The sequence below is a fragment of the Ekhidna lutea genome, assembly GCF_900188325.1.
Taxonomy (GTDB): Bacteria; Bacteroidota; Bacteroidia; order Cytophagales; family Cyclobacteriaceae; genus Ekhidna; species Ekhidna lutea.
In genome coordinates, this window is record NZ_FZPD01000004.1 from 315,777 (window position 1) to 329,123 (window position 13,347).

A 13,347-nucleotide genomic window follows, 5' to 3' on the forward strand; every position below is an offset into this window, starting at 1 on the left:
TATGAATACAATAAAAACAGTAGGACTCAGCTTGATTGCAGGAATTGGTGGTGCGCTGCTTGTTAATTATTTCTCACAAACCGAGGATATTGATCAGTACCCACAAGCTCAAGTAATTGAAAATGAACCTAACAATCAGGTAAGTCAGGTAGCTTACTCTACGATCATTCCAAACGAAAACTTCATTGAGGCCTCTGAAAAGAGTACCGGAAGTGTGGTCTTCATTCAAACATTAAGTGAAGTTGAATACCGTACAGGTGGCTGGATGGATTGGTTTTTTGAGCCCAGGTCGTCGCAGCGAGTAGGTAGTGGGTCCGGTGTAGTGTTCTCAAAAGATGGACACATTGTTACAAATAATCATGTGATAATGGATGCTGATGAGATAACTGTGATTGCAGGAAAAAGAAGTTATGAGGCTGAATTGATTGGAAGAGATCCAAGTACAGATCTTGCTGTAATAAAAATAAACTCATCAGACCTTCCGGCTATAGAGAAAGGTGATTCTGAGCAGGTCAAGGTTGGTGAATGGGTGTTAGCTGTTGGTAATCCATTCAATCTCACGTCCACTGTGACTGCCGGTATAGTAAGTGCCAAAGGAAGAAATATCAATATTCTAAGAGACAAGTTTCCAATCGAAAGCTTTATACAAACGGATGCTGCAATTAACCCCGGTAATAGTGGTGGAGCATTGGTGAATGCTAATGGCAAATTGATTGGTATCAATACAGCTATACTTTCAAGAACAGGATCTTATGCAGGCTATGGGTTTGCCATACCGGTTAATATTGTAAAGAAGGTATTTAATGACCTGGTAAAATACGGAGAGGTTCAAAAAGCGTTTACGGGTGCTGAGTTTATTGATATAGACAGTGAACTGGCAAGTAGAATAGGCATCCAAGATCTGGATGGAGTAATTATTACGGAGGTGAAGGATGGGAGCGCAGCGGAAAAGGCAGGGTTGAAGAAAAGAGATGTGATTCGTAAGATCAATGGTAAACAGATTAATAGCAAAGCCAATTTAGAGGAACTGATTGCTAAGAGCTATCCGGGGGATAAGCTAAATATCATTGTCGAACGAGACAATGAAATGCTCAATCGTGAAATGATTCTGACCAATAGAGAAGGTACCACCAAGATCATTACAAGGGATATTTATTACGCTGAAGATCTGGATGCCAGTTTTGAAAGTGTATCAAAAGTAGAAAGAGACCTGCTTGGTATTAATAGTGGTGTGAAGGTTGTTGACTTTAAAACGAATGGGTTTTTCTCTAATCTGGGCATTCCTAAAGGTTTTATAATCACACAGATAAACAATCGCTCTATTGATAAACCGGAAGAGCTAGCAAAAATTCTTGAGAATATCAGGGGAAGATTCGATGTGATTGGGATTGATGAAAGAGGAAGAAAAGTGTACTACCCATTCAGGCGCTAGGCAGTACGCATCTTCAACTTCTTTTTCAATTCATCTACAGAATAGCGGAACTTAGAATCCGTATCCATCATGTCATTAACAGACTGGAGCGCATGGATTACTGTGCTGTGATCTCTACCACCAAAATGGTAACCGATAGATTTTAACGAGTGGTTAGTGTAATCTTTAGAGAAATACATAGCCACTTGTCGCGCAATAACGATTTCTTTCTTTCTTGTCTTTGCCTTCAGGTCATCCTGCCCAACATGGAAGTACTCTGAAACGGTCTTTTGGATATAATCTATCCCCACTTCAGAGTCAATTTCTTTAACAATGTTCTTCAACACCCTTTTCGCAAGTTCCAGATCTATATCAACCTGCATGAGTGAAGCATGGGCAATTAAAGAAACTACAACTCCTTCGAGCTCACGAATATTCGTATCGACAGTGTAAGCAATGTACTCAATTACCTCCTCAGGAATATGGATCCCGTCTTCCTGAATTTTTCGTTGGATGATTGCCATCCTTGTCTCGAAAGCTGGCTGTTGTAAATCAGCCGTCAACCCCCACTTAAATCGAGAAACTAATCGCTCCTGTAGTCCCTTTAAATCTTTTGGAGCACAGTCACTTGTCATTACAATCTGTTTGCCGGATTGATGAAGGTGGTTAAAAATATGAAAGAAAATCTCTTGTGTTTTTTCCTTATCCCGCAAAAACTGAACATCATCCAGTATTAAGATATCTACACCTCGATAATAGCTTATGAAGCTTTGAACATTATTGTTTTTGAGGGAATCAATAAATTGATTGGTAAACTTCTCGGAAGCCACATAAATAATCTTTTTGGAGGTATCTTCTTTTCGAATAAAGTTACCAATTGATTGAACTAGATGTGTCTTTCCCAATCCAACGCCACCATAAATCATTAATGGATTGAAAGAAGTAACTCCCGGTTTCTTTGCAACAGCATAACCGGCCGATCTCCCTAATCTATTACAATCTCCTTCTATAAAGCTATCAAAGGTGTAAGTGGGATTGAGATTATTTTCGCTCTTTAGATCATCGATAAATGCAGTATTCAATCCCTTACCATTACTTCCGTTCCTATCAGCTAGGTTGTTGATTTTCAGGGAAGTGGGAGATTTTTTAGTAGATTTTTCATTTTCCACAACAACAGAATATTCCAATCTTGACCCATCACCCATTTCCTTGGCAATTGCCTCTTTTAACACATGGACGTAGTGCTCTTCAAGCCATTCATAGAAAAACTGACTCGGCACTTGAATTGTAAGGACATTACCCTCTGTCTTTAAGGGATTTATGGGCTCAAACCACGTGGAGAAACTTTGTTGAGGAATACGCTCTTTTATGAATTCAAGGCAGTTTTTCCATATTAATTCGTGCATTTTCGATTAGAGTTAATAAGTGGTTTATATTGGCTTAGGTGACCCTTCAATTTCTCGAAAGGGCATCAAATATGACTTAAATATTTTTCATAAAAAAATGGTTTTTGCCCTTGACTTTTTCAAATGGTTTCATATGTTATATGAACCGCATTTTCATTTGAAAAATCTTTGAAAAATACAATTTTTCTTAACGTACTTTTTCTGGTCTAATTTCGTGATTAATTCCATTAACATCTACCAGATTTGAAAGATTTAGACTTAAATATTTTTCCCTCAGTAAGTAAGGAAAACTGGCGTCTATTAGCCGAAAAACAACTTAAAGGCGCTAATCCTGACAAAGAGTTGCAGTGGATAAACGAAGCAGGTTTGACTGTTGAAGGGTACTACGACTCCTCCGATTTGAATAACTTATCATATCTGAAGGACTACTTTACCTCTATACCCTCTCACAGATGGAAGCTTTATGAAAGAATAGAAGTCAGCAATGAAAAAGAAGCGAATTCACAAGCCTTGAAAGCGCTCATGGGTGGATGTGATGGGATTATTTTCAATGTTCAAAAATCCATTGACGAAAATATTCTACTCAGAGAAATCAATTCAGAAATTTGCGATATCTCATTTATGGGGTCGATTAGCATTTCTCAATCCAAAATTGCTATGACTAGTCAAAATTGTGCAGAAGAAAGTGAGGTAAATCATTCACCCATTAATCAAATAGCTGAATTAATAGAGAAAGCAAAGGATCGAAAATTTGTATTCCGAAGTGCTTTCTCCGATTTCTTTCTTGAAATAGCTACTGTTAGAGCATTAAAATATTTACTCGACTTGAATAGACTATCGAGCATTCACATTCACACGGAAGTTCCTATTCACAAATCAAAAGAGCACCATTGGTTCCTTAACACTACAGCAGGACTTGCCAGTATATTAGGAGGAAGTCATTCAATAAATCTGCAAACCGCAATTGGGGATTCACGAATTAGCCGTAACACCGGAAATCTGATAAGAGAAGAAAGTGGGCTAGACATGTACGAAGATCAGTGTGGCGGATCATACTATGTGGAGGTTTTAACAGATAAAATTATCAAAGAAGTAAACGAAAGGCTGAAGTAATGAGTGAGAGTAAGTATATACAAGAAGGATTTTCAGCTGGTGCTCCTCCATATTTAAGGGGGCCTTACGCCACCATGTATACCTCCAGACCATGGACCATCAGACAGTATGCAGGCTTCAGTACAGCTGAAGAATCCAATGCTTTCTATAGAAGAAACCTTGCCGCAGGCCAAAAGGGACTTTCGGTGGCATTTGATCTTGCAACACATCGGGGATATGACAGTGATAACCCCAGGGTAAAAGGGGATGTAGGAATGGCAGGTGTTGCCATTGATTCAATTGAGGATATGAAAATCCTTTTTGATCAAATACCATTGGATAAAATGTCAGTCTCCATGACAATGAATGGAGCAGTCATTCCAATCATGGCTTTTTTTATTGTTGCAGCAGAAGAACAGGGAGTTTCTCCTGATCAACTTACGGGAACCATTCAAAACGATATTCTAAAGGAGTTCATGGTTCGCAATACGTATATCTACCCGCCTGCCCCATCCATGAGAATCATTGCAGATATTTTCAGATTCACATCTCAGAAAATGCCAAAGTTCAACTCCATTAGCATCAGCGGCTATCATATGCACGAAGCAGGTGCAACTGCAGAGCTCGAGATGGCATTTACCCTGGCCGATGGACTTGAATATGTGAGGACGGGAATTAAAGCAGGCATTGATATAGATTCATTTGCTCCCCGGCTATCATTCTTCTGGGGTATTGGCATGAAGTTTTTCACTGAGATCGCCAAAATGAGAGCAGCTCGCGTTTTATGGGCCCGTATCATTAAAGAGTTTGATCCGAAAAATGAAAAGTCCATGGCACTTAGGACCCATAGTCAAACTTCTGGCTATAGCTTAACCGCCCAGGATCCATATAACAACGTAGCAAGGACAACCATAGAAGCACTTTCAGCAGCACTTGGTCACACACAATCCCTGCATACCAATGCACTGGATGAAGCCATAGCATTGCCAACAGATTTCTCAGCTAAAATCGCTAGAAATACGCAGATCTATCTTCAGGAAGAGACCAATATCACCAAAGTAGTTGACCCAATGGGTGGCTCACGTCATGTTGAAAAACTAACTAATGATCTTATTCTAAACGCATGGAAGATCATTCAGGAAGTAGAAGAAATGGGCGGTATGTCTAAAGCAATTGAGGCCGGATATCCTAAAATGAAAATTGAGGAAGCGGCTGCTCAAAAGCAAGCCAGAATTGATTCTGGTGAAGAAGCTATCATTGGTGTAAATAAATTTGTAACGGACGAAAAGACAGACATAGAGCTCCTTGTTGTTGACAATAATCAAGTAAGAAAAAAGCAGATCGATCGAATCAACCGTATAAAATCAGAACGAAACGAAGAACAAGTTCAAAACTGTCTTGAAAATCTTGAGAAAGGAGCGAATGGTGACGAAAATCTACTTGAATTAGCAATTGAAGCAGCCAGGGAACGTGCCACACTTGGGGAGATTTCTCTTGCTATGGAAAAAGTTTTTGGTAGATTTCAAGCTACAAATAGAACTATTTCAGGCGTGTACTCTTCAGCAATCAAAAACGATAAGAACTTCAAAAAAGCACTCGAACTATCTGACAAATTCGAAGAATTTGACGGCAGGCGTCCTCGTATTATGATTGCCAAGATGGGACAAGATGGACACGATAGAGGTGCAAAAGTAATCGCCACATCATTCGCAGACCTTGGGTTTGATGTAGATATAGGACCGCTATTTCAAACACCAGAAGAAGTAGCAAAACAGGCCATTGAAAATGATGTACATATTGTAGGTGCATCTTCCTTAGCAGGTGGACACACCACCTTAATACCCGAATTAATAACAGAGCTAAGGGATCAGGGAAGGCCTGATATCTTGGTTGTTGCAGGTGGTATTATTCCTGAAAGCGATCATAAAGAACTCCTTTCGAAGGGTGTAACAGCTATTTTCGGTCCGGGAACCATTATTTCTAAAGCAGCCATTGAAATTCTTAACAAGCTCATGAGAGGATAGTTGCCGCATTTTCGATAACTTTAGTCGTTAGAAAATCCAATTAAAAAATGAAATACTTCCAATCCGTCCTGGTAGTAGTGCTGATGCTATGCGTCACCATTACAAATGCACAATATCAAAAATACATTGACAAAGCAGAGGAGAAATATGAATCAGGAGACTACTCAAAAGCCAGAAAGCAAATAGAAAAACTCAAGAAAAAGGCGACTAAAAGCCTTGGCTATAATAACCCTTACAATGCCATTGGCTTAGTTAAGGAAGCTAAAATCAACGTCGGATTAGGTGAACTGGTAAGTGTAATGCAACCTTTGGAAGAAGCGGTTGCTATGAGTGAAAGTGTAAATGGCACAGAAAGTGCCGAACACGCATTCATTTTAATGGAAGCCGCGCAGGTTTTAATATCCTATGGAAATTATCGAATGGCCGGAGAATTTATAGATACTGCAGAGCAGGGATTTGAGTCATCCGGTTCCATGATCGAGGACATAAAAGCAAACTTAGATGTACAGCGCGCTCAGGTACTTTCCGGTAAAGGATTTTACCGCCAGGCTATCAAATTAGTTGATAATCAAACAGACTACTATTTGAAAAGAGCCCTATCTGAAGAGGGGAGTAAAAACCAGCAAGAAGAACGAAAAGAAGAATTTGCTGAGATGATGATTGTAAAGGCTAATTCACTTAGACACATGGGTGATTATCAGTCGGCAGATTCCGCATTTATCACAAACCTTCAATGGGTAGACGACAACCTTAAGAAGAGTCATTTGCTATGGTCAAAAAACGCCTTTTTAAATGCCAAGCTCCTGGAGGAGAATGGACTAGCGATTGACGCCCAGGCTAAACTTTATGAAGATGCTTACATATGGGCGGTACGGAAATATGAGCTGTCACATAATACTGTAATGACAATGCAGGCCAATTTGATGAGAGCTTATTATCAAAACGGGCAAAACGCTAGGCTCAAAATCACCAAAGCTGATTTTAAAAAATCACTAAAAGAATTTGATCGAAGCAGTATTTTCAACCTGGCGGAAGATAAAATGGATCTCACGTTTGATTTAGCCGATCAGGACATTAAAAGGATTGAGGATCAGGTAAATAAAATGCTTGCCAGCCCTACCATTCCTGAATTTCATAGCGAGCGAGTTGAACTACTAGAGCTAGGCAAAAAAGTAGCATTATTTGCAGGAAGACATAAGAATACCGAGGCTTACGATAAAGAAATTTTAAGGATCAAAGAATTCCTTCTTGGCACGGAAGCGCCAGAATATCATTTGACTAAGGTTAAACTAGCTAATTATTATGTTGACTTCACCGATAAGTTTACAGAGGCCAAGGCGATTTATGACGAAAGTTTCCATGGTATTGTTGAACCAGAGGTCACAAAAGGCCATGTGGATTATTTAGAAATCCTAAACCACCTTGCCAAATTCTATGAGGAAACTGACAACTACGAAAAAGCCTCTGAAATACTAGATGATGCATTATTAGCTGCCAGGGTTAAATATGATAACCAAGATATTGAGTATGGGAAAGAGCTGGAAAAAATCGCTGGGCTGCAGATCAATATTGGAGAGTACGAAAAAGCAACTAAGAATCTAGAAGATGCTATTCGTATCATGGAAGATAAGAAAACAGCTGATGCTAAAAGCTATCTCGCATCAGCCTTCATCACAAAAGCTAAACTACTTTCCATAAAAGGTGAGTATGATGAAGCAGAAGAACACATCTACGACTCTGAAGATTTAAGAGCGCAAGGTTCGCTTACAACTGACGTAGCTGGTCTGAGCTATCGAGATGATCTTGGTGGTCTTTACACAAATATTGGAAGGTATTCTGATGCGACAGAATTGTTAACAGAATCCTTAAAGGATAAAACAGATCAATTCGGTGTAACTAGTCGTCACTTAAATCAAACACTTGTTTTAAACGCTCGACTGAATTTAATCAAGGGAGACTATACAGAGGCAGAGCATCAAGCCAGAAAAGCAAATACGATTGCGATCACTATTTTCGGAGATAACTCCTCTAAAATAGTCCCATCAATGCTTCAGCTTGCGGATGTATACACAACGATTGGTGACTATGATAAGGCCGAATCGCTTCTTAAAAATGCCATTAGAATACAAAAAGAAAAATTTGGCCCTGAGCATGTGGACGTTGGAAAATCTACTTCTAAGCTAGCCTTGGTCTATTTCTACCAGGATAAACCACTAACTCAGATTCAAACATTATTTCAAGAAGCAGAAGGCATTATTGGTAAAAAACTTGGGTCTAATAACCCAACCTATGCTGATATTCTGAAAAATATGGCAATTGCCAACATAGCCTCTGGCAATTACTCTTTAGCATTTACTTATCTAAATCAGGCAGAGAACATATGGAAAAAGAAAATCGGTAAACGAAATAATATCAATGCTGCAACAGCCCTGGTTTTGAAAGGCGATATCTATTACAAGCAAAGAAACTATTCTGAAGCCGAGGACTACTATGAAGATGCTCAAAAACAATATCAACGAGTATTTAGTGAAACTCATCCAGAGTATGTTAAGGTTCAATCTAAGCTGAGTAAAACCTATTTCATGCAATCCAGATATAAAGACTCCCAGGATGAAATGGAAGAGGTCCTTGCCAACTATAAAAACTTTATTAAAGAGTACTTTCCAGCACTTAGTGAAAGAGAAAAAGCCAAGTTCTGGAACACGATTAAAGGAGATTATGAGTTTTACAATACCCTAATTGTAAGTAGAAACCGAAACACCAGGTACATAGGAGAGCTTTACAATAACGCCTTGCTTACAAAGGCCCTTTTACTAAACTCTTCCATTAAGGTTCGTCAGCGAATAATGAATAGCAATGACGAAGAGCTTATTAACATGTACACCAAGTGGGTGGAGGATAAAGAACTCCTAACCGCCGCTTTATCTATGAGTACGCAAGACCTTGCTGAGAATGGAATAGATCCTAACGCTCTTGCAAATGATGTCGAACTTCTGGAGAAAAACATAAGCTTAAAATCTGAGCTATTCTCACAAAGTGCTGACAGTAGACAAATACTATGGGAAGATGTGAAAAATTCTCTCGGAGAGAATGAAGTGGCCATAGAGATGGTCCGCTTTAGAGTATTTGATCATGTTTTCACAGATTCTGTGATGTATGCTTTGCTCTATGTAAAAGGTGACAAAAGATCTGAACCAAAAATGATTCTGCTAGCCAATGGCGATGAGTTGGAGAATAGGTATTTAAAAACTTATAGAAACAGTATCAAGTTCAAGATTGAGGATAAATACTCCTACGAAAAATTCTGGAAACCAATACAGGATGAAGTTGGGGCTGTATCCACCATCTATTTATCTCCTGATGGAGTATATAATCAAATTAACCTTGAAGCCATTCCTACCCCTGATGGCAGATATGTACTTGACAACTCAAACATCCTTTTGATTAGTAACACGAAGGATTTATTCCTGAATAAAATCAAGACAAAAGTGGTTGCCGATGAACAAAAGGCCTTAATGTTTGGTAATCCTGACTTTTACCTCAAAACACAGCCTGGACAACCACTGGCCAGTTCTGGACTTACAAGATCCACTGCTGAAGTGGTAACTCCGCTACCTGGCACAAAGCTGGAAATTGAAGAACTGGATGAGCTCCTTGACCGTAAGGGATGGAGTACAGAAAAGTACACTGAGATGCAAGCAAGCGAAACATCCATAAAGGAGATATCCAACCCGCGTGTGTTTCATGTTGCTACACACGGATTCTTTAAAGAAGCACCAAAAGCAAGCAACCTTGACCAGGAATACAATGAAACTGCCGCATATGACAACCCGCTATTGAAGACGGGTCTATTATTATCGGGAGCCGGTGATATACTGAATCAAACGCAATTCAATTATAATGTTGATAATGGTATTCTTACAGCCTATGAGGCCATGAACCTAAACCTGGATAAGACAGATTTAGTGGTGCTTTCAGCATGCGAAACAGGGCTAGGTGAAGTACAGGCCGGGGAAGGAGTGTTTGGTTTACAAAGAGCCTTCCTGGTTGCTGGCGCACGGACGATTGTGATGTCACTCTTTAAAGTAAGTGATGAAGCCACTCAGCAGCTTATGGTGAAATTTTATCGTAAGTGGATTGAGACGGGCAATAAACGACAGGCATTTATTGACGCGAAGAAAGAGATCAGAAACGAGTATCGTGACCCAATATACTGGGGACCTTTTGTAATGATTGGATTGGATTAGGATAACCTAGAAATAGATTTTGAAGGACATCCAACTGGGTGTCCTTTTTTTCTTAAAGAGTGTTAAATACCATATCCTCAATACACAAGCTTCGTTTCAGAGGAAAAACTTCTTATGATCCATAGCTCCTCATTCTGGCAAAATCACTTCGAGGAAAATCTCAAGATTAAACGTATTGATTGGGAAATTCAGCCCTCTCTTACTTACAAAGAAAAAAAGAAAATTCTCTACTCTCTAAAAGCATGGCAGCTTGGTGAGACAAGTGACGGTGCTCATTTACTTGCCGCATGTCGACGATACTCCAAACAAGTAAATGAACCAGCATATCCTGACATTGTAAAACTCTTTATTAAAGAAGAGCAAAAGCATGGTAAGAATTTGGGTAAATACATCGATCTCATCGGGGAAACAAGGGCAAAGAAAGATTGGGGTGATACGCTTTTTCGCAAGATCAGATACTTTAACACCAGCATGGAATTGTGGACAATCACAGTGATTATTGTGGAATGTGCAGCGCAAGTTTTTTATCAGGCTCTACATGACGCCACTAACTGCACTCTATTAAAATCTATCTGCAGTGATATTCTGATCGATGAAGCACACCATATCAAATTTCAAAACGAAAGGATATATAAAATCCTTGAAAGGAAAAGTTTTTACAACAAAGCATTTAGCATTGGCGGGTATGGGATACTCTTTTTTGGAATAATTCATGCCATTTGGTTCGGGCATAGTAAAGCTCTTAAAGCTGGTGGCATCACTAAGAAGGAGTTTATGAGAAAAATGTATTACAAATTCTTTAACACGTTAAAATTTAGTCACTCTCAATCCACTAGAGCCAATTCATTTCAGCCAGTACTTTTAAAATAAAAAAACCCTGACCCATCATATGACGGATCAGGGTTTCGAAAATTAGTTTCTATATATTGAGGAGCCTCTTACTTCTCCTCGTAAACTTTAATACCATTTCTTTCAATGATATCCTTTTTCAGGATTTGGAAATCTTCTACTTCAGGATTCATTTTGATTGCTTCTTCGATAGCTGTCAAAGCATCTACAATCAATCCATTCTCTTCATAGTAAGAAGCATAAATTACTTTGTTAAGCGGGCTATCTTCATCAACCTCAGCTTTTAAGCTATTTAACCCTTCGGTGTATTGATCTGGATTTTCAGGTCTTTTGATTGCGATATCTCCTGAAGAGACATCCTCATTTTCTTTTGTCTTCACATTAATGATCCAAAGACCTTCCTCATTCTGCATTTGCTCTTGCGTGAAATCAAGCTCAATAGAATTTCCATTCACTTCTGACTTCATGATTTCTTCATCAAAAATGTTTTTCACAGTTACAATGAAAGTATTTTCTTCCATGCCTTCCGGAGTATCCCAGTTAAGGATCGCATTGTCTCCAAGTACACTTGCATCCTCTGCAGGAATAAGTACCTGAATTTGCTCATCTCCAGCAAGTGCTCTTGAAACAGCTCCAGTGGCATTCAATCGAGCACGGTAGTTTGGCTGCTCCTTTTCATTCATCTTGTTTGCCAAGAACTTAGCATATCTACTTGATACACTTGCAGACTTGGTATTTACCATCTTAGCAAGATCCTCTACTTTCTTAGTACCAGGTGTTCTTACTTCCAATGTTTTACCGGACTTGTGCATTAACCCAATGTAGGCACCTTGAGAGGCGATTAACTCATCCCCTTCGCTCAAAGTAGCTCCGGTCTTCAGTGCCACAGCGGATGTAGCACCATCTTTTTTAACTTGGTTCTGACCTTTGTTGGCCAAAACTCTAAACGTATATCCTTGCGCGTCTGCAAAACCAAACGCAAATACAAGCATAGTAGTGATAGCGATAGAAACAAACTTTCTCATAATAGTTCCAATAATAATTTGGCGTTTATAAAATTTATAATCTCGATACTTTAAATAATTCTTTTCTTCCTTCTTTGGAGAGTGAGTTTTTCACTACTCCGTAAAATACTTCCAATCCGTCACCCGACAGGGCAACAGCAAACAATAAATAGGTTAGATCCAATTTCATACTGAAGATATCCATGAAGTAAATCATGAGATAAATAATCCCCACAAACTCTATCAACTGAATAACTTTCGTAATACCATCATACCATTTTGGTAGTTTTTTGTATATCCAGGAGAAAGCCATAATGTTTAAGAACAATATCAAAACAGCTACGGCTATTTTTTGCCAATCTTTCAAATAGAATATGTAATTCTCATTCAAAATCATGGAAACGATATTCGCGTGAATAACTCCTCCATACATATCTGGAAATGCTCTACCTATATAAACATCGTTCAATGGCGTGAAAAACTTATCTTCAAAGTTTTCCCGATCACCTAAAACTTCTCCAAGGAAACAGAATATAACTACTTTACCCTCAATTATTTCCGGTATGTAATTACTTCCAAAAACATCCCCTACATCCAGTGCGTAGTACTTATTTCCAAATTTAGTTGCTCCAAAATCTATTACGTTTCCTCTGTAGTTTATTACCTCTTCTTCATTCCCTCTGTCAATAAAAGCCTGAGCTTTTTCTGGAGCAAGATAGGAAGCTAACTTAACTGCAAATGCCGTGTGAGTTGTTGAATCTGTTGTTGTGAGAGTCGGATTAAACGACCTGCACATTTTCAAATCTTCCTGTACCTGTGCATCTGTAATAAGGTTTGCAAAAGCAGGCTCAGCATTAAATGTGAACCATGGCCATGAGGTATGAACCGAATCCAATTTCTCTGTATCAGGATTGTAAAGTACTTTGGTAACCATTATTAGGTTTTCAACTCTACTCAACGCATCCATCAACATCATGTCACCGAGTGTATCTTCTTTAGGAAAATCAAAGAAAGAATCTACTCCAATCACAGCAGGATTATGCTGACTGATCGAATCAATCATCATTGCTATACCTGCTCTGGATTCCAATCCGATGTTTACTAAAACTACATTTTCGTCTGCTATTGGATCGTCCAATAATTGGGAAAAGTAGATGTCTGTGAACTCCATGTCCTCAAAAGCATCTCCAATTGGATCAAATATGTCAAAGACCTTAAATGCCGATACTGATCCTATGAACAGCATCAACGATATAATAAAAATTGTTCCCAGGATTACATCCCGCCAGAATCTTCTAAACATTGTCTATTCGT

The 13,347-nt window shown here is 38.9% G+C and carries 8 protein-coding genes; 5 read left to right on the forward strand and 3 right to left on the reverse strand.

The annotated features are described in order from the left end of the window. The first annotated feature begins 1 nt into the window (after position 1). The gene (locus CHB71_RS12505) at positions 2 to 1,432 is read left to right on the forward strand and encodes a trypsin-like peptidase domain-containing protein (RefSeq protein WP_089357263.1); all 1,431 of its coding nucleotides are present in this window, start codon (positions 2 to 4) and stop codon (positions 1,430 to 1,432) included. Here CHB71_RS12505 and dnaA read toward each other — a convergent pair. Continuing rightward, on the reverse strand, positions 1,429 to 2,817 hold the full coding sequence (dnaA, locus tag CHB71_RS12510) for a chromosomal replication initiator protein DnaA (RefSeq protein ID WP_089357264.1): 1,389 nt from the start codon (positions 2,815 to 2,817) through the stop codon (positions 1,429 to 1,431). The genes CHB71_RS12505 and dnaA overlap by 4 nt on opposite strands. A 243-nt stretch (positions 2,818 to 3,060) precedes the next feature. Here dnaA and CHB71_RS12515 point away from each other — a divergent pair, with 243 nt between their 5' ends. From CHB71_RS12515 to CHB71_RS12530, 4 genes are all read left to right on the forward strand, one after another. Continuing rightward, entirely contained in the window at positions 3,061 to 3,930 is an 870-nt protein-coding gene (locus tag CHB71_RS12515) for a methylmalonyl-CoA mutase family protein (protein WP_089357265.1), read from the forward strand. Next, entirely contained in the window at positions 3,930 to 5,933 is a 2,004-nt protein-coding gene (gene scpA / locus CHB71_RS12520) for a methylmalonyl-CoA mutase (RefSeq protein WP_089357266.1), read from the forward strand. The genes CHB71_RS12515 and scpA overlap by 1 nt, the downstream gene beginning before the upstream one ends. 47 nt (positions 5,934 to 5,980) lie before the next feature. Beyond that, the gene (locus tag CHB71_RS12525) at positions 5,981 to 10,180 is read left to right on the forward strand and encodes a CHAT domain-containing protein (RefSeq protein WP_089357267.1); all 4,200 of its coding nucleotides are present in this window, start codon (positions 5,981 to 5,983) and stop codon (positions 10,178 to 10,180) included. Positions 10,181 to 10,294: 114 nt separating this feature from the next. Beyond that, positions 10,295 to 11,050, forward strand: coding sequence for a ferritin-like domain-containing protein (locus CHB71_RS12530; RefSeq protein WP_089357268.1), 756 nt, complete (start codon positions 10,295 to 10,297; stop codon positions 11,048 to 11,050). A gap of 68 nt (positions 11,051 to 11,118) precedes the next feature. On the opposite strand, the gene CHB71_RS12535 is transcribed toward CHB71_RS12530, so the two are convergent. Then, on the reverse strand, positions 11,119 to 12,054 hold the full coding sequence (locus CHB71_RS12535) for a hypothetical protein (RefSeq protein WP_089357269.1): 936 nt from the start codon (positions 12,052 to 12,054) through the stop codon (positions 11,119 to 11,121). Between the two features lie 34 nt (positions 12,055 to 12,088). Next, positions 12,089 to 13,336, reverse strand: a complete 1,248-nt coding sequence (locus tag CHB71_RS12540; RefSeq protein ID WP_089357270.1) for a CHASE2 domain-containing protein — start codon at positions 13,334 to 13,336, stop codon at positions 12,089 to 12,091. Positions 13,337 to 13,347: the final 11 nt, after the last annotated feature.